19 protein-coding genes are annotated in these 17,186 nt (G+C 44.4%); 18 read left to right on the forward strand and 1 reads right to left on the reverse strand.

From position 1 onward, the window contains the following. Nucleotides 1–5: 5 nt before the first annotated feature. The 14 genes from NQ503_RS08780 (at nucleotide 6) to NQ503_RS08845 (ending at nucleotide 15,483) form a co-directional block, all read left to right on the forward strand. Entirely contained in the window at nucleotides 6–3,692 is a 3,687-nt protein-coding gene (locus NQ503_RS08780; protein ID WP_005422841.1) for a phage tail tape measure protein, read from the forward strand. Nucleotides 3,693–3,695: 3 nt separating this feature from the next. After that, a complete protein-coding gene (locus NQ503_RS08785) occupies nucleotides 3,696–4,394 on the forward strand; it encodes a phage distal tail protein (protein ID WP_005422839.1) in 699 nt (232 codons plus the stop codon). Between the two features lie 14 nt (nucleotides 4,395–4,408). Further along, on the forward strand, nucleotides 4,409–6,115 hold the full coding sequence (locus NQ503_RS08790; protein WP_005422837.1) for a phage tail protein: 1,707 nt from the start codon (nucleotides 4,409–4,411) through the stop codon (nucleotides 6,113–6,115). After that, nucleotides 6,112–7,626: a DUF859 family phage minor structural protein gene (locus NQ503_RS08795; protein ID WP_005422834.1), complete on the forward strand. Its 1,515-nt coding sequence runs from the start codon at nucleotides 6,112–6,114 to the stop codon at nucleotides 7,624–7,626. The genes NQ503_RS08790 and NQ503_RS08795 overlap by 4 nt, the downstream gene beginning before the upstream one ends. A 15-nt stretch (nucleotides 7,627–7,641) precedes the next feature. Continuing rightward, a complete protein-coding gene (locus tag NQ503_RS08800; RefSeq protein WP_044925002.1) occupies nucleotides 7,642–8,448 on the forward strand; it encodes a BppU family phage baseplate upper protein in 807 nt (268 codons plus the stop codon). A gap of 17 nt (nucleotides 8,449–8,465) precedes the next feature. Further along, on the forward strand, nucleotides 8,466–10,175 hold the full coding sequence (locus NQ503_RS08805) for a hypothetical protein (protein WP_005422828.1): 1,710 nt from the start codon (nucleotides 8,466–8,468) through the stop codon (nucleotides 10,173–10,175). A gap of 417 nt (nucleotides 10,176–10,592) precedes the next feature. Continuing rightward, on the forward strand, nucleotides 10,593–11,987 hold the full coding sequence (locus NQ503_RS08810; protein WP_259892432.1) for a hypothetical protein: 1,395 nt from the start codon (nucleotides 10,593–10,595) through the stop codon (nucleotides 11,985–11,987). Beyond that, on the forward strand, nucleotides 11,974–12,240 hold the full coding sequence (locus NQ503_RS08815; RefSeq protein ID WP_005422823.1) for a hypothetical protein: 267 nt from the start codon (nucleotides 11,974–11,976) through the stop codon (nucleotides 12,238–12,240). The genes NQ503_RS08810 and NQ503_RS08815 overlap by 14 nt, the downstream gene beginning before the upstream one ends. A gap of 52 nt (nucleotides 12,241–12,292) precedes the next feature. Then, a complete protein-coding gene (locus tag NQ503_RS08820) occupies nucleotides 12,293–12,454 on the forward strand; it encodes a hypothetical protein (protein ID WP_167531105.1) in 162 nt (53 codons plus the stop codon). Between the two features lie 12 nt (nucleotides 12,455–12,466). Then, nucleotides 12,467–12,694, forward strand: a complete 228-nt coding sequence (locus NQ503_RS08825) for a hypothetical protein (RefSeq protein ID WP_005422819.1) — start codon at nucleotides 12,467–12,469, stop codon at nucleotides 12,692–12,694. A 1-nt stretch (nucleotide 12,695) separates the two neighbouring features. Beyond that, a complete protein-coding gene (locus tag NQ503_RS08830) occupies nucleotides 12,696–13,127 on the forward strand; it encodes a phage holin family protein (RefSeq protein ID WP_005422817.1) in 432 nt (143 codons plus the stop codon). Next, on the forward strand, nucleotides 13,127–14,770 hold the full coding sequence (locus tag NQ503_RS08835; protein WP_005422816.1) for a hypothetical protein: 1,644 nt from the start codon (nucleotides 13,127–13,129) through the stop codon (nucleotides 14,768–14,770). Before NQ503_RS08830 ends, NQ503_RS08835 begins: the two co-directional genes overlap by 1 nt. Before the next feature lie 15 nt (nucleotides 14,771–14,785). Beyond that, nucleotides 14,786–15,322: a hypothetical protein gene (locus NQ503_RS08840; RefSeq protein WP_005422815.1), complete on the forward strand. Its 537-nt coding sequence runs from the start codon at nucleotides 14,786–14,788 to the stop codon at nucleotides 15,320–15,322. A gap of 2 nt (nucleotides 15,323–15,324) precedes the next feature. Beyond that, entirely contained in the window at nucleotides 15,325–15,483 is a 159-nt protein-coding gene (locus NQ503_RS08845; RefSeq protein ID WP_005422814.1) for a hypothetical protein, read from the forward strand. 119 nt (nucleotides 15,484–15,602) lie between these two features. On the opposite strand, the gene NQ503_RS08850 is transcribed toward NQ503_RS08845, so the two are convergent. Next, the gene (locus tag NQ503_RS08850; RefSeq protein WP_044924999.1) at nucleotides 15,603–15,926 is read right to left on the reverse strand and encodes a hypothetical protein; all 324 of its coding nucleotides are present in this window, start codon (nucleotides 15,924–15,926) and stop codon (nucleotides 15,603–15,605) included. Between the two features lie 136 nt (nucleotides 15,927–16,062). Between NQ503_RS08850 and NQ503_RS08855 the strand changes: the two genes are divergently transcribed. From NQ503_RS08855 to NQ503_RS08870, 4 genes are all read left to right on the forward strand, one after another. After that, on the forward strand, nucleotides 16,063–16,320 hold the full coding sequence (locus tag NQ503_RS08855) for a helix-turn-helix domain-containing protein (RefSeq protein WP_005422811.1): 258 nt from the start codon (nucleotides 16,063–16,065) through the stop codon (nucleotides 16,318–16,320). Nucleotides 16,321–16,431: 111 nt separating this feature from the next. Next, a complete protein-coding gene (locus NQ503_RS08860) occupies nucleotides 16,432–16,563 on the forward strand; it encodes a hypothetical protein (protein WP_005422810.1) in 132 nt (43 codons plus the stop codon). Between the two features lie 113 nt (nucleotides 16,564–16,676). Then, nucleotides 16,677–16,955, forward strand: a complete 279-nt coding sequence (locus tag NQ503_RS08865; protein ID WP_005422808.1) for a hypothetical protein — start codon at nucleotides 16,677–16,679, stop codon at nucleotides 16,953–16,955. Nucleotides 16,956–16,968: 13 nt separating this feature from the next. Continuing rightward, entirely contained in the window at nucleotides 16,969–17,133 is a 165-nt protein-coding gene (locus NQ503_RS08870) for a helix-turn-helix domain-containing protein (RefSeq protein WP_005422807.1), read from the forward strand. The last annotated feature ends 53 nt before the right edge of the window (nucleotides 17,134–17,186 follow it).

Raw genomic sequence — 17,186 nt, forward strand, 5'->3', positions numbered from 1 at the left:
GAAACATGGCTAAGACCTTAATTGAGATTAGGGCAGAAACGTCGCAGTATCAGCAGGCGATGCGTCAGGCAGCAGCAGAGATGAAAAACCTGACAGCACAGCATTCGCTGGCTGCGGCACAAGCAAAGTTAAGCGGATCCGCGCAGGACGCCCTGCGTGCAAGAGTGACCGAACTGACATCGAAGATAGATGTTCAAAAGGGGATCGTGCAACAGAATGGACAACAGTATGACAACTTAAAACAGAAGTTGGAACTGCAAAAAACAGCGCACGATCAGCTGAAGACAAAGGTTGAAGCGGCAAAAAAAGCATATGAAGATAGTGCGAAAGCGACAGGCGAAGACAGCGAAGAAACACAGAAGCTGAAGGCAGAATATGAAAAGTTGTCTTCGCAGCTGTCCACCAGTGAAAGCCAGATCACAAAAACAGAAACAGCGATCACGAAGCAGGAAGCGGCAGTGAATCAGTCGAAAGCTGCACTGACTGAAATGGAAGCGGAATTGAAAAATGTGAACGCAGAACTTGCGCGTGCGCCGTTTGATGAATATGCAGCAAAAGCAGAAAAGGTTGGCGGCACATTAACGAGTGTGGGGCAGAAACTTCTTCCGTTATCGACCGGTATTGCAGGGCTTGGAGTTGCGGCTGTTAAGACGACAGCGGATTTTGACAGTGAAATGTCGAAAGTATCAGCAATTTCCGGAGCAACAGGAACGGATCTTGATAAACTGCGAGGAAAAGCCCGTGAAATGGGCGCAAAAACAAAGTTCAGCGCATCAGAAGCTGCACAGGGGATGCAGTACATGGCGATGGCTGGATGGAAGACGCAGGACATGATGGACGGCTTGGAGGGCATCATGAATCTTGCGGCAGCATCAGGAGAAGATCTTGCATCGACATCCGACATCGTAACAGATGCCCTGACCGCCTTCGGACTTTCGGCAAAAGATTCCAGTCATTTTTCTGATATTTTGGCGGCAGCATCATCGAATGCAAATACCAACGTGTCGATGATGGGTGAAACGTTTAAATACGCAGCCCCGGTTCTCGGATCGTTAGGATACACAGCAGAAGATGCTGCGCTTGCGATCGGATTGATGGCAAATGCAGGTATCAAGTCCAGCCAGGCGGGAACAACTTTGCGAGGAGCCATCACGAACCTTGCGAAGCCAACAGATACTGTCGCGGCTGCGATGGATAAGTATGGAATATCATTGACAGATAGTTCCGGTAAGATGCTTTCGCTGCGTGAACTGATGGAACAGCTGCGGCAGAAGCTGGGTGGACTGTCAGAAGCGGAACAGGCACAGGCAGCAGCGGCATTATTCGGAAAGGAAGCAATGTCCGGAATGCTGGCGATCATAAACGGATCAGATAAAGATTTTGAGAAGCTGGCAGGAGCGATCGACAACTGCGATGGATCATCTGAAAAGATGGCAAACACAATGAATGACAATCTTCAGGGACAGATCACGATCCTGATGTCACAGCTTCAGGAACTTGCTATCAGCTTCGGGGAAATTCTGATGCCAAAAATCCGTGATATTGTGACACATATTCAGAACTTTGTGGACAAACTGAATGCAATGGACGAAGGACAAAAAGAAACAATTCTTCGCATCGGAATGTTTGTGGCAGCACTTGCACCGATGCTGATGGGATTGGGGAAAGTGATCACGTTCAGCGCAAATGTATCACGCGCACTTGGAACGCTGTCAGCCGGACTTGTAAAAGCAGGCGGATTTTCAGGAGTATTCACGAAAGCACTGGGATTGATTACATCACCAGCGGCGATTGTAGTGGGAGTGATTGCAGCAATTACAGCAGTCATTATTCATTTATGGAATACGAATGAGGATTTCAGAAATACGATCACGGCGATCTGGCAGAAAATCAAAGATGCATTCACAACATTTGCAGCAGGAATCAGTGAAAGACTGTCAGCGTTAGGAATTACATTCAGCGACGTGACGTCAGCAATAAAAACAATCTGGGACGGATTCTGTAATTTGCTTGCACCAGTGTTGGAAGCTGCCTTCAGTACGATTGCAATCGCATTACAAACAGCTTTCAATGTCATTCTTGGAATATGGGATGTATTTTCTGCTGTATTCAGTGGCGACTGGTCTGGTGCGTGGGAAGCTATAAAAGGAATTTTTTCAAGCATCTGGGATGGTCTGAAAGAATATTTTTCAACAATAATCGGAGCAGTCAAAGGTGTAGCGGATGTTTTTCTTGGATGGTTTGGAACTAACTGGGAAACTGTCTGGAATGGAGTGAAAACCTTTTTTGAAGGAATCTGGAACGGAATTTCTTCGTTTTTTGAAGGAATCTGGAATGGGATTTCAACATTCTGCACAACGGTGTGGAATGGAATTGTTACAAACGTGACGGCGTTCTGCACGACCGTACACGATACGATCAGCACAATCTTTAATGCTGTGAAAGATGTCGTGTCTAATGTGTGGGAAACAATAAAGAATGTGGTTCAGGTTGCGATCATGTTCATAGTGGAAGTTGTCAAAGCAGCATTTGAATTGATAACCGTACCGTTCCGGTTTATCTGGGAAAATTGTCGAGATACGATCATAAGCGTATGGGAAACAATCAAAAGCGCGGTACAGACAGCAATCAATTTTGTGAAAGATAATATCATCACGCCAGTGATGAATGCGATCAGCGCAACGATCACGACGGTATGGAATGCGATTCAGACGACATTCACGACAGTGATAAATGCAATAAAGTCTGCGGTACAGACGGCATGGAATTTCATGAAGGATAATGTGGTCACACCAGTGATGAATGCGATCAGCACAACGATCTCGACGGTGTGGAACACCATTAAAACAACATTCACGACAGTGATAAATGCAATAAAGTCCGCGGTACAGACGGCATGGAATTTCATGAAAAACAGCGTGATCACGCCAGTAATGAACGGAATAAAAACAGTCATCACAACAGTGTGGAATGCGATCAAAACGGCGGTGCAGACTGTCGTAAATGCGATCAAAACGACGGTGCAGACTGTATTCAACGCAGTAAAGACAACAGTGACAACAATCTGGAATGCGATCAAAACAGGAACATCGACGGCATGGAATGCAGTGAAGACTGCGGTGACAACACCGATCAATGCCGCAAAGTCAGCAGTGACATCTGCGATTAACGGGATTAAGTCAACGATAAGTTCTGTATGGAATAGCGTGAAATCAGCAACGTCTTCGACATGGAATGCAATCAAGAGAGCGATCACAACACCGATCAATGCTGCAAAAACTGCGGTAGGAAATGCGATCAGTGCGATCCGATCAAAATTCAACTTCAGCTGGTCATTACCGCATTTGAGACTGCCTCATCCGTCTATCAGCGGATCATTCAGCTTGAATCCGCCATCAGTTCCACATTTCAGCATTAGCTGGTATAAGAACGGCGGTATTATGACGAAACCGACCGCATTCGGGGCGGCAGGCGACACATTGCTGGCAGGAGGAGAAGCGGGAGCAGAAGCAATCCTTCCATTGAAACAGTTCTATGACAGGCTGGGCGACATGCTGGATAAAAAGTTGGATGCAATTATGACAGGAACAACGGTATATGTCTATGTAACAATGGACGGCGAAGTCGTGGCAACGAAAGTATATTCAAAAGTGGAAGAAAAATTCACAGATGAAATAAAACGGAGGAGGTAAAGCATGATCATAAACGGGATTGACGTCAGAAGATACGGGGCGACATTACTGACGGCAGAAACAAAGCCCCCGAAGATGACGGCAAACTATGAAATGATGTCAAAAGCACTTCTTCCGACAGAGTACGACACAGATATTCCACTGGGTTCTATGACAATGACCATATACTTCAGGGGAAAGAACAGGGCGACACTGGAAAGAACAATGTCATCTTTTATGCAGAATTTCAGGTCATCCTGCATTATGGAAGAAATCAGAGGATTCAAAGGAAAATACAAAGGTTTTCTGGCTGGCGATGATTACGAAAAAACGCTTGAAAAGGAAAAAAGAATTCTGACATTAGAATTTGATGGATTCTTTTTTGACGATGAAGCAGAAGGGATATTTGATCAGGAACTGGAAGGAAAGCTGTACGCAGAAGGAAGCCGGGATACACCTTGCATTATTGAAGTGACAGCAAAAGCGGATCTGACAAACTATAAGATAACACTAAACGGGGAACCGTACACTATTGAAAGCCTGATGGATGGCGAAACGATTGTGATTAACGGGAAGACCGGAAAAATAACAAAGGAAGGGGATAACGCTTTCGGATCCGTGGATCTGTGGGCGTTCCCTAAACTGAAAACGGGAAGAAATGACCTTGCGTTTTCAACGAATGGCGCAAGGGTAACAGTTAGGTATTCCCCGATGTGGTTATAAAGGGGGGATGATATATGCTTCAGATATATGATGATCAGCACAGGAGAATTGCAGGAATAGATGATCCGGATGATCTAAAAATTGAAAAAACATTATCATCCGGAGATAAGCAGATTTCATTCAGTTATCCGAAAACAGGATCAGAAATTGAAAATTTGCGGGCTGAATATTATATCAGGACAAAAGATGATGAATATGTTCTGAAGGAAATAAACACAGGAGAAAATAAAAACAGTTATGTAGCACAGCTGAATATAGAAGAACTGGAATCACAGGAATTTCTGTACGGATTTGAGAGTGTAACACAGACGGCGCGCGCCTGCTTGGAATTCGCTTTTGATGGAACGGGTTGGACGGTTGGAATTTGTACAGTAACAAAGCGAAGAACAGTCAGCATTGATGAAACGTGCAATGCTTGGGATGTACTTCAGGAGGTTATGGACACATACAGATGCGAATGCAAGATCGACAACATCCAGAAGAGAATAGACCTATATGAAGCGATCGGAATGGATCGCGGAGCGTATTTCATAGAAGGATTAAACCTGCGGAAATTGACACTGAAATCAGATACATATGATTTCTATACAAGGATTTATCCAGTGGGAAAAGATGGGATCACACCGGAAATTATGCTGGGGGTTCCGTATATTGACAATCATCAGTATTCAGATAAAGTGATTCCGCGCTATTGGAAAGATGAACGATACACCATCACTGAAAATCTGATCGAAGATGCGACTGCGAAGCTGGACACAGCATCGAAGCCGTATACAGCATATACTGCTGACGTTGCGGATCTAGCATCACAGAAAAAGGAATACAGCATTCTGGAATATGACATCGGTGATACAGTGCATCTGATTTCAAAAACGGAAGCTACAAAAGAAAAACAGCGGATCGTGAAGATGACGGAATATCCGCAACATCCGGATAAAAACACCTGTGAACTTTCTAATGCGACAAAGAGTTTTGCACAGCTTCAGGAAGAAACAGAAGAAAAAATGAAGTCCGATGCAGTGGATCAGGCACAGGCAAGGACAAGGAAAACGCTGAATGAAGGATACTGGACAATCGAACAGGCACAGGCTGCAATTAAATCTTCAGAAAGCGGAATCATGACATCAGTTCAACAGGTTAGAACAGAACAAAGGGATCTGACCTATGCAGCAGAACAGGAAGCGAAAGACTATGCTTCACAGCTGAATGAAAAGACCATTGAAAGAATGACAAATGAATATTCAACAGCGCTGAATCAGACTGCAAATTCATTTGATATGTCTATTAAGTCGGTCGAAGAAACTGTGACATCGCAGGGCGACGAACTGGAAGAATTCAGAAAAGAGAATGAAACATATTTCCATTACACGGATGATGGAATGGAAATCGGAAAAAAGCAGGATGGCGGGGTGTTGCCGTTTTCAACATTGCTATCTAACAAAAGACTGGAATTCAGACAGGAAGGCGTTCCGGTGGCATATGTGCAGTACAACAAGCTGCACATTGAAAATGTCGAAGCGGTGCGAAGATGGTCAGTCGGAGCAGCAGACGACGGAGGATACTTTGATTTCATATCTACACAGTACGGGATGGGCGTGAAATGGAGAGAAGCGGAGCAGGTGGAAGAAACGGCAACACAGAGCGTCAAAAGGCAAAAACAGAAACAGGAATACAAACAGCTGATCGACGATGATGGAATATTCGAGGTAGTAAAAGTATGAGTACGACAAGAAGAGAAGTACCAGTCACAAGTATATATGCAAAGGCTGTCTTCACTGGGAACGTCAGCGGAGATGTGACAACAATCACATCCGTAACGTTCACGCAAAATGAAGACGACTGGCTGCTGGGCGTAAAAAAAGAAGATATGCCATCAGTCATGATCATTGATGGAAAACAATACAGATGGACAGTGCATTCCTACTTTACATTAAATACCATCGTAGCACAAGGAACATGGGTAAAAAAAGCAACACTGAACATTGGAACAAAGCTGACGATCAGAAAACCATTCTTCAAAATTGTATACGGTCAGAATCCGACACAAGAAGGAACAGAAATGACCTTTTCATTTTACGATCTGGGATCATTTGTGCCATACGGATTTGATCCGGGGGCTTCGGAATTTGAAATTGATGGAAAGACGGCAGTTCCTATCAATATAGAAAATGCAGATGAAGATTCACTGTTTTCTGTGAAACTGTCATCTGATGCAACGTACAGATTCAAGTGGGCGATTGGATCAAAGTCGTATACGCTGGACAAAAAAACGTCCGGAGCGACAAGGATCAATACAAGCTATACTATACCGAAAAGCTGGAATGAAGAGATAAAAAACAGTACAGCGGGTTCCTGTACACTTTCAGTTCAGGTACTGTTTGGATCGCAGGTATATCAATCAAGGGATACTGCGGTGAGGGCGACAGTCCCGGATGATTGTGTCCCGGTGATCAATTCCATATCCATCGCGGATACAAAAGGGCGCGTCCCTGCGGCGTGGGGGATGTTCGTGGAACATAACAGCAATATAGCCATTACAGCAGCGAATATCACAAAGTCATACGGTGCGGATATTGTATCAGTCAATATGGAACTGAATGACAGGACATATTATGGAACGCCTCCTGCATTGCCACAGTCATATATGTTGGAAGACTATGGGATCATGGACGTGACAGTGAAGATCCGTGATACAAGAGGACGGACGGCAGAAAAAACTGCAAAAGTGACAGTCGTGGAATATAATCCGCCGACGATTCAGGTGGATTCTATGAGGTGCGGACAGGATGGAACACTGGAAAATGAAGGCGTATATTTTTTAGCGACGACAGACAGCACATATTCAACCTGCAACGGAAAGAATAAAGCAACACTTCAGATGCAGTATAAACTTTCAAGTCAGGGCGCATATACGTCAGCAGTAAAAGAACTTCCGATCGGGGAAGCGACAACTGTTTGCGGCGGGGATCTGAATACAGAATTTTCATATGATGTTCGTTATGTGCTGAAAGATACATTCAATACAGTGACCGTCATTGACTTCGTATCAACAGCGGTATATGCAATGCATTTTTTGCATGGTGGGCGCGGTGTGGCTTTTGGATCGAAGGCAACCGTGGAAAACGCAGTGGATTTTACTTTTGATGCGATATTCAGGCATGGGGTGAAATTCATAAAATCAGATGGATCCGAAGTGACAATGCAGCAGATCCTGAACAAACTCGGATTATAGAAAGGAGGGAAGACAGTGGCACTTGGAAAAGTAATTCAGCGAATTGAAATCGAAATGTCGGGTGGGACAAAACAGTATATGGTGTCTGCAAAACAGGGAGATCGGGCAACAAGATATGTCGAAACCGTACTACTGAATCATGGGGAACCGTACACGATCCCGGCAGGATCCAGCGTCACAGCTTTCATCAGAAAACCAGATAGACACAGGGTATATACACCGTGTGAATTCACGGACAATGTTGTGATGGTGGAATTGGACAGTCAGGCACTGGCAGCAGCGGGAACGGCATTGTGTGAAGTGGAAGTGAAATCTTCAGATCTGATGCAGGTGGTAACATCGGTCACTTTTGAAATAGAGATTGAAGCAAAGGTGAAAGATGAAGATGCGATCGTTTCGGGCGATGAACTTTCTATCTTCGATAAGACAATGAAACAGTATGCTGATCAGGAAACGAAACGTGTGAACGCAGAAGAAGCCAGAGTGCAGGCAGAAACAGGTCGCGTGAAGGCAGAGGAAGCCAGAGTGCAGGCAGAAACAGGTCGCGTGAAGGCAGAGGAAGCCAGAGTGCAGGCAGAAACAGGTCGTGTGAACGCGGAAAAAAGCAGAGTGTCAGCAGAAAGTGATCGCGTCACGGCAGAACAGGAAAGACAGAAGCAGGCGAATGAAGTTCTGGATAAGGCAAATGAAGCTGTAAAAATTGCGGGGCAGATCAATGAAGCATCATATATGTTGGATAAAGATGAAAATATCAAATATGCATATGCAATTTATACAGAACGGGGGATCCCGCATCTGGCATTAACACCGATCAATGAGTAAACAGGAGGAAAAGAAGAATGGAAGGAATTGATTTATCATTTCCGTCTTATGCACAGCATGAGAGAATGGCGGCGGCACTGGAAGCGATTGCACTGAATGGCGGACAGAATTCGGCGGAAGCACTTGACGCTGCGTGCAGACAATTACTTGACGGAACAAATACAACACGGGTTTTCTGGTCATGGTATCCGCGTGCGCTGGCAGCAGGAGAAACAGACAAGTATAAATTGCTTTCACGATTTGCAACAGCAGCAGCGCAGGCATGGAATGGAAAGACATATACACTGCGAAGCTATGATCCGTCAGTATCAGGAATAACAAAAATGACACCGATGGATGATCTGGCAGATAAAGCGGCAGCACAGCTATGTACAGAAAATACTGAAGCGGTCGAGGACTGGGCGGATGAAGATCCGATGACATGGTATATCAGAGCAAACGCGCTGTCACTGGAAGACGGAACCATGAACATCACATATTTTGAAGGCGAAGACGGTTTTGACATCACTGGTGAAGATGCACCAGTATATACATTTGCGCTTGCATTATGGATTAAAGAATGGAATGACGGTGCATACGATTATATTTCATTCAGAACAACAAGGGGATCCGGCTATTATCCGGATGCGGGGGATGTGGATCCGAAAAATAAAAAGCGACTGATCACATGGCACGCAACATTCCCCGGTGGTCTGGACAGCAAAGGCGCGTTGACATCCGGCGCAGGGATCAAGGCATATAACTTCGCATCAGCAACGGCAGGGGTCCAGAAGGCACGACAGAAAACAATTTATGAAGGACTGTGGAATGACTGCGATACAAGATGGATTCTTCGTATGTGGCAGTTAAGGCATTTTGATCTGGAAAACTCAAACATTGCCGAAGGATGCACAAATTACAACTATCAGTACATGGCGGCGTTGCCGGAAGAAAATGTGAAAAGGGTTCTTCTGTCTGCAAGCCAGGCAGCAGGATTCATTGTCGGATCCACGGTATCGGTTGGTGATATGGGCGCACAGTCGAATAAAGACAGATGGAATGCATGGATGCGTAACCTTGCGGATCTGGTGAAAGTATCTTCAATCGAAAAAGTAACAGTAAACGGAACGGAATACACAGCGATCAATCTTGACATCAGCGGAACGATCACAACGACAGCAACAACGTGTATTTCAACTATGCCGTGGCATTCGGGCGCAACAGAAGCATTGCCGGGACATAAAGACGGATGCACATTCAGCCTGACAGCAGGAAAGACACCGCTTCGTGTTGCTGGTGTAGAAGTTTTGGATGGATCATATACGATCGGGCTGGATCCACTGTATGACACGACTGCAAACGAAGCAGGAGGATTTGATTATACTGTGTATCAGTGCCGCGACAGTCAGAAACTGTCAGGATCAATCACAGTGGACTATGAAGATACAGGCATTGTATATTCCGGTATGCCGTCCGGATGGAACTATGTGAAAGCATTTATCAAGTCAAAGTTGGGTGTGCTGTTTCCGAAGCTGATCGGCGGATCTTCAACGACTTATTTTAAGTCGGCTTTCTACGGTGCCCACTCCGCCGGGGTTCGCTGCCCGTGGCGTTTTGCGTACTTGAACTCTGGCGGGCATGCTGGTCTGGCTGCGGAGACTGGCGACAATGCGCCGGGTTCCTCGGACTGGTACGGTCGTCCGCGGCTTTGTGGCGCGGGTAAAAAGCGGGGTGAATGGTCTGCGTAAGCAGACCAGAGGGGCAAGACCACTCATACACACCTAACAGGAAAAGAAAATAAAAAGGGTATGCAGGCGCGGGATCGGCTTTCTACGGTACCAACTCCGCCGGGGTTCGCTGCCCGTGGCGTTTTGCGAACTTGAACAATGGCGGGAATGCTGGTCTGGCTGCGGAGAATGGCAACAATGCGCCGGGTAACTCGAACTGGAACAGTCGTCCGCGAATTTATGTATTTATGAAGGCAGGTGAAAACTTGCTAAAATGCGTCTGTATATCCGCGCATAAGCGAAAATCAGTAAAACCGGAAGCCGGGAAACTGGCATGTATAACCGTGGGTTATGCGTGCGGCAAGTAGTAACAAGACGAATCCTGATTCAAGGATCTGTCGCAACCGAAAGTCGCTTCACACATAAAGTAAAAATAAGATGGCACATAAAAAGAGATATAAAAAGTTAAGCAGGCAGCTGTGCGAACAGGCAGTTGTTGAATGTTTCAAAGGAAAATGGAGAAGAAACGATGTACTGACGTTTATTGAAAAGTATGCAGGAATTCCACGCGACGATATAAAAATAGATGATTTATCCGGATCGTGGAAGTATAAAAATGAAGCTGTTGAAGCGGTTGACTTGGCAATGCTTGGGATTGTGGAAGATCTGGTCGATCACGGAATAGAACCGGATGATATGGAACCAGTGACGATCCGGCAGCGTCCGGATGGAATGACAGGAAAGATCAGGGACATTGCACTGTTGTGCATTATGCATCAGCTGATCGGTCATATTACGAAATTGATGATAGAACCATTGATTCAGGCACGATTGCTTCCGACGCAACACGCAAGCATTCCGGGACACGGGCAGACAATGCTGAAAGATCAGATGTTGCGTTATTTCCTGAAGGAATCGCTGGGAATAGAATATGTGAGAAAAACAGATGTTGTACATGCATATGCTTCACTTCAATATGATGTATGTATAGATCTGGTGATGATGGAAATCCCGAAAGCAAGATATGCGATCGGACTGCTGAAATATTTAAAGAGCGTCGCACCGGGCGGACATCTGATCATCGGCGGGTATCTTGATGCATGGCTCTTTAATTTTACGATGTCGTATGCGATCCGCTATCTGTATACACTGGGATCGACGCGAAGAGGGAAAAAGATACCATATGTTATACGCTGCGGAACATTTATGGATGATTTTTCGATAGGATCCGGATCCATAAAAGGAGAACAGCGGGCAGTGAAAGCATTGGACAAGTGGATGACAAAGAATCAGCACTTGCAAATAAAAGAAACGACAGGAATTGTCAAGCTGTTGCCGATTGAAGAAGAAAAGCGAAGGCGGAACCTGCCACGTCCGGGGCAAAGGGGCGTACCGATGCTGGACATGGCAGGATACAGAATCAGCAGAACACACATCACGATCCGGCGTCGTGTATTCAAAAGGGCAAGACGACAGCTGATCCGTGGATATAGAAAGCTGAAGCGTGATGGAACACTGCGCCGTGAACGGGCGCAGAAGATAATATCGTATAACAGCTATATTGAACAATCTGATTCATTCCATTTACAAGAAAGATACCACACGGAAGAACTGCTTCAGGTGGCATATCGCGTAAATGGATTCTATGGACAACTGGAATATCAGAAAAGAATGGAGGAATTGCATGATTTACTTGAACGTAGATGCAGATCAGAAGCCGGAAAAGGTAATGATGGAAAATCTTCCGGGTGGCGCAATGACCGTCAGGATGGCGGACAATATCAAGGAATACCGTCAGGAAGACGCAAAGGATCGGAAGATGTACCGTTTTGATGAAGTAGTGTTTGAACTTCCGGCGGACAGCACGATCACGACAAAACAGATCGAAGATGACTTTGAAAAATACTGGGAGTACGGGAAGACTGATCAGGCTGGAAAAGACGAAGACATGAAAGATGATGAACCGGATCCGGAAAGTGGGGGAATGACGCGGGCAGAAATGACCGTTGAAATTCAGAAGCTTCAGGAAAAGAATGAAATGCTGGAATCCTGTCTGCTGGAAATGTCGGAGCTTGTATATGCTTAATTTTGTTAGGCATTCAATATACAAAATTTTATTCGGAAAGGAGGGCGAAACGATGATGGCTATGTTATGGGCGCAGAAGATCATGTATGCGGAAACAAAAGAAGAAGCGATTGCACTGTACAAAAGAGTGCCGCGCCTTCTGAAAGACAAGGTCGAACAGATCCTGATCGAAAGTGGATGCGAAGATCTGATCAAAGAGAGCGAAGAACAGTAAGGAGGGGCAGACATGGGCGAAGTGAAGGAACCGTATGAAGGCGGAACCGGAAGCCTGCTGGAAGTCGTCGACATGATGTGCGGCGTAACGGAAAAGCTGGCAGACATCGTCAGAAAACAGGCTGTCCTGATCGAGCAGGAGAGGATCGCGGGCGCGGTCTTCCCTGCCGATCTTTCGGAAGAAAGAAAACAGGCAGAAGATGATCTTGACAGGATCGAAATGAAACTAAGGAGGATATGACATGAAAGAAGGAATCTGCACTGCTGTTGGAGTAGTGGGAAGCGCGATTGCAGCTGCTTTCGGTGGATGGGATCAGGCACTTGTGACGTTGGTGATCTTTATGGTGATTGATTATTTATCGGGGCTGATTGTTGCGGGAATTTTTCACAACAGCAGAAAAACAGAAAACGGAGCGTTGGAAAGCAGAGCCGGATGGAAGGGGCTGTGCAGAAAAGGTGTGACATTGCTGTTTGTGTTGATCGCATACCGTCTGGATCTTGCGTTGGGTGTAAATTATATTCGCAATGCAGTGATCATTGGATTCATGGCAAATGAATTGATCAGCATCACGGAAAATGCCGGACTGATGGGAATTCCACTTCCGACAGTGATCCAGAATGCAATCGAAGTTTTGACACGAAAAGCATCTGTGTCAAAGGATGGTGAACAGTAATGAAAAAAGAATATCTGACAATTTTGACCAACATTATCGGCGGCGTGGAATCTGGCGGGCAGACATACGGAAAAAGAAAATATGGTGCGTATGCCGGAAAAGCAGCAAATGCAGACAATGAAAAAACGTGTACATTAGGCTGGGCGCAAAATTATGGGAATGAAGGCAGAAGATTGTGTCAGATGATCCTGAAGGCAGATCCGAAAGCCTTCAGGACTGCTGATACAGCAGGAATCGAAAAGAAACTGTCAGTAGACTGGGAAGCTACAAGATGGAATCCGACAGCAAAAGAAAAGGCTGCATTGATTGCGATTATCACAACGGATGCAGGAAAGAAGTGTCAGGATGATTTATTCAAGGAACTGATGGAAAAATACATCGCTGAAGCTGAAGCATATGGCGTTGATAATATACAGGCGCAGATGATGTGGTGCGAAGTAGAACATCTTGGTGGTTTGAAACCAGTAAAACGAATTTTTGCGAGAGCGAAAAAGCCATATACACCTGATACAGTGTATGCATCGTTGATCTTGGATCAGAAGGATACAAGCAATGATAATCAGGTGGGGGATAAAAAGTTTGAAAGCAGACATCAGTGTTGCGTGCGGTGGATTAAACAGTATGTTGTGGACAATGTGGATAAATCAGGGGAAGAAGGTGTAAAAATGTATTCAAGACAAGCAGTTGTGAATCTGGTAGAAAGCTGGATCGGAAAAAATGAAGCGGATGGATCATATAAATCAATTATTGATATTTACAATAGTTTCACAGGTGCATTCCCACGCGGGACAAAAATGGCGTATGAATGGGAGTGGTGCGCTTGCACTTGGTCGGCGCTTGCCGTTGCGTTAAAATATACGGCAATTATGCCGATTGAAATCAGCTGCTATTATCTGATTGAAAGAGCGAAGCAGATGGGCGTATGGGAAGAAAATGACGCACACGTTCCGAAGCTGGGCGAAGCGACGCTGTATGATTGGCAGGATAACGGTGTGGGCGACAATACCGGAACACCGCGTCATGTTGGAACGGTTACATACGTTAATCAAGCAGCAGGATATTTTGTCGTTACCGAAGGCAATTACAGCGACAGCGTGAAGAAAAGAACTGTATCACTGAATGGAAGATATATTCGAGGATTTATCACACCAAGATATGACAGTGATCAGGCGGAAAGCAAGCCAGTAAATACGCCGGGAAAGAGCGTGTCAACCGTAGCGCATGAAGTAATTGCGGGACAGTGGGGGAACGGAGAAGCAAGAAGAAAAGCACTTTCGGCAAGCGGTTATGATCCGGATACTATTCAGAAAGAAGTAAACAGAATTCTGAATGGATCAGCGGCAACAACTGCGAAGCCACAGCCAGCAGATCAGACCATCAGCAAAACAGTCAAGTCAACATGCTATGCGAGAGAGTACGACAAGAAGCTGGCGGGATCCTACGTCACAACAGCTGATCTGTATTGCAGAAACGACGCTGGAAAGAACAAAAAGGCTTTGTGCTGCATTCCGAAAGGAACCACAGTGCATAATTACGGCTATTATAATACATCGAATGGAACGAAATGGTTATACATTACTGTGACGCTTGATGGAGTGGAGTATATCGGATTCAGTTCAATCAGTTACCTGAAAGCAAAATAGGAAGGAGGGAAACAGATGTTTTATGTTGGAAACACTTTCGATAAAAAAGTAAATAAGGGATACAAAACAATCAAGAACGCAAAAAAGGAAGCAGAAAAGAATGGCTTGTCAGTATGGGATGAAGAAGGTGTAAAGCTGTATCCGTTGAAAGTTGAAGTGACAGATGACGTTCCTGATGATGCGGCATTGGAAGAAAAACCGGATGGATCTGTGAATGCATATGATGAAAACGGGGAAAAAGTTGGCGAAGTTCCGGCTGAAGAAGTGAAAGAAATAATGGATGAAATCACAGCAGAAGACATTGAAGCAGCGGCGGCAGCAGCAAGAAGCGAAGAAGAAGTACATGGAACGATCCGCAGAGTGTTTGATGGAAGGCTTCGCCTTCGCAGAAGACCTTCGCTTGAAGACGATGCAATTTGTGGCGTGACGATGTTTGATGAAAAGAATGTCGAGAAGAAAGCAAAGATCGGTGACAGGGTACTTTACAAGACGACAGACGGGTACTGGATTTCAGGAGATCCAGAACACACAGAATTTATTCCGGAGGAATAACGATGGTTCCGGTATCGTACATCGTCACAGCGATCGTGTCTGCGGCGTTTGGATCTGTGACAACTATTTTTATGTTATCAATAACAGCGGCAGCAAAGAAAGCGGACGAAGAGGAAGACAAGCTGTTTTGTGAGTATCTAAAAGGTAAGAAAATGGAATAATGAAAAGGCAGCGATCAAAGAACGGTCGCTGCCTTTTGTGCAATATCACGAAAACAGATCAAATACATGATACTGATCGGGATCTATGCGATGACAATATGTACAAAAAAAGAAGAAAATTATTTTTCTGTGATCTGTTTCAACAGGCGGATAATTTCTTCATTCTGACGCATAAGAATGAAATTCTGTTCAACCTGTGCGCGTGACATTTCAAGTGCGAAAGTTTCATTTGAATTTCCGCTTAAAAGACTTCCGAAAGAATACATTTTTGAACCTGCAAGACTGGATGCGATTTCTTTAAGGGATGCGACATTCTTTTCTTTGATGTCGTCCGAAGTGTAACTGTCGAAATCAACACCGAATTTTTCCATAGCCGCCTTGTCTTTTGCTTCCTGCTCCGCCTGTTTCTTGGCGATTTTGTCATCTGCTTTTTTACCAAACATAGGAAAAGCCCCCTTTGTTATATAATAATATTTGATCAGTTTTCCGTAATTCTGATCATTAACACAAATATAGGTGAAAAAAGTGCTAATGTCAAGAATGATGCTGAACATTAACACAAGGGATTGAGAATGAAGGATGAAGATATACACCTATAAAGGCAAAAAGAATCTATGCGGTGACAGGATTCGGATTGAACGATTGAAAAAGCGAATGACGCAGATGGAACTGGCTGCGAAAATTCAGTTGCAAGGGATAACACTGGAACGCGACAGTATAAGTAGAATTGAAATAGGGACAAGGTTTGTGACCGATTACGAATTGAAGCTATTTGCAAAGGTTCTGAATGTGACGGTTGATGATCTGCTGGAAGAAGATGACACTATGGAATCATAGTGTTTTTTTCTTTGCAAAAAAGTAGCTCAATGAGTAAAAAAAGATTGACATATAGGCTCAATGGGTATATAATATAATTGTAACAAGGGAACAGCAGGAAAGGAGAAAACAATGGAGAACGAAGAAATGAGCAAAGCCGATTTAATAGCGATGTTGGTATCAATTAGAGAAGTAGCAAGGACAAACGGAGAAATACATACCGTGGAACATATTGATAAAATACTTGAAGAAATAAGAAAATAAAATAGAATAAGGGATCACACAGGGGGCGGATACCTAAACATTCCTGCTAACCGCCCCAAGTGCTTAATTAGATTATAGCAGGAAAAAAATAAAAGACAAGAGGTGCAAAGAAAATGAAAGCTGTAAAAGGATACACAAAGCATGATTATACCATGATATGCAAAGAAGAAGGCGGGGAAGTTTTTAGTTTTGCATCAATAGATGAAGCTGCTGGTTATTTTTCAATGTTCGGGCATGAGGTGCCGACCAATGTTGCACTTGATGGAATTTTAAATGATACTAATTGTGACTGGATAGTATTTGACGATGGAAGCGTTATCTTCAAATATTACGGAAGCGGTTATGACGGAAACATTATCAATGAAATGATTGAAAAAGGATGCAGAATATAAGGAAGCGGATAGAATGAAAATAGAAGAAGCACGCAAACAGAAAAATATGAGCAGAAAAGAATTGTCAGAGTGGCTAGAAATTCCATATAGAACGCTGACAAACTGGGAAAATGGGGAAAGAAGTTGCCCTGACTATATTGAAAAACTAATTGTCGAAAAAATATTAAGGGATAAATAAGGCTGTATAAATTACAAGGAACCGCAGACGATCATGATCATCGCCTGCGGCTT

The organism is Blautia obeum ATCC 29174 (genome assembly GCF_025147765.1).
GTDB classification, from domain to species: Bacteria; Bacillota; Clostridia; order Lachnospirales; family Lachnospiraceae; genus Blautia_A; species Blautia_A obeum.

Excerpts from the sequence above, each read along its gene's own strand:
- NQ503_RS08825 (WP_005422819.1), top strand. The coding sequence starts at position 12,467 with ATGGGCGAAGTGAAGGAACCGTATGAAGGCGGAACCGGAAGCCTGCTG.
- NQ503_RS08865 (WP_005422808.1), top strand. The coding sequence starts at position 16,677 with ATGAAAGCTGTAAAAGGATACACAAAGCATGATTATACCATGATATGC.
- NQ503_RS08785 (WP_005422839.1), top strand. The coding sequence starts at position 3,696 with ATGATCATAAACGGGATTGACGTCAGAAGATACGGGGCGACATTACTG.
- NQ503_RS08850 (WP_044924999.1), bottom strand. The coding sequence starts at position 15,926 with ATGTTTGGTAAAAAAGCAGATGACAAAATCGCCAAGAAACAGGCGGAG.
- NQ503_RS08845 (WP_005422814.1), top strand. The coding sequence starts at position 15,325 with ATGGTTCCGGTATCGTACATCGTCACAGCGATCGTGTCTGCGGCGTTT.
- NQ503_RS08795 (WP_005422834.1), top strand. The coding sequence starts at position 6,112 with ATGAGTACGACAAGAAGAGAAGTACCAGTCACAAGTATATATGCAAAG.
- NQ503_RS08810 (WP_259892432.1), top strand. The coding sequence starts at position 10,593 with ATGGCACATAAAAAGAGATATAAAAAGTTAAGCAGGCAGCTGTGCGAA.
- NQ503_RS08805 (WP_005422828.1), top strand. The coding sequence starts at position 8,466 with ATGGAAGGAATTGATTTATCATTTCCGTCTTATGCACAGCATGAGAGA.
- NQ503_RS08840 (WP_005422815.1), top strand. The coding sequence starts at position 14,786 with ATGTTTTATGTTGGAAACACTTTCGATAAAAAAGTAAATAAGGGATAC.
- NQ503_RS08835 (WP_005422816.1), top strand. The coding sequence starts at position 13,127 with ATGAAAAAAGAATATCTGACAATTTTGACCAACATTATCGGCGGCGTG.
- NQ503_RS08860 (WP_005422810.1), top strand. The coding sequence starts at position 16,432 with ATGGAGAACGAAGAAATGAGCAAAGCCGATTTAATAGCGATGTTGGTA.
- NQ503_RS08820 (WP_167531105.1), top strand. The coding sequence starts at position 12,293 with ATGATGGCTATGTTATGGGCGCAGAAGATCATGTATGCGGAAACAAAA.
- NQ503_RS08830 (WP_005422817.1), top strand. The coding sequence starts at position 12,696 with ATGAAAGAAGGAATCTGCACTGCTGTTGGAGTAGTGGGAAGCGCGATT.
- NQ503_RS08790 (WP_005422837.1), top strand. The coding sequence starts at position 4,409 with ATGCTTCAGATATATGATGATCAGCACAGGAGAATTGCAGGAATAGAT.
- NQ503_RS08815 (WP_005422823.1), top strand. The coding sequence starts at position 11,974 with ATGTACCGTTTTGATGAAGTAGTGTTTGAACTTCCGGCGGACAGCACG.
- NQ503_RS08855 (WP_005422811.1), top strand. The coding sequence starts at position 16,063 with ATGAAGATATACACCTATAAAGGCAAAAAGAATCTATGCGGTGACAGG.
- NQ503_RS08870 (WP_005422807.1), top strand. The coding sequence starts at position 16,969 with ATGAAAATAGAAGAAGCACGCAAACAGAAAAATATGAGCAGAAAAGAA.
- NQ503_RS08780 (WP_005422841.1), top strand. The coding sequence starts at position 6 with ATGGCTAAGACCTTAATTGAGATTAGGGCAGAAACGTCGCAGTATCAG.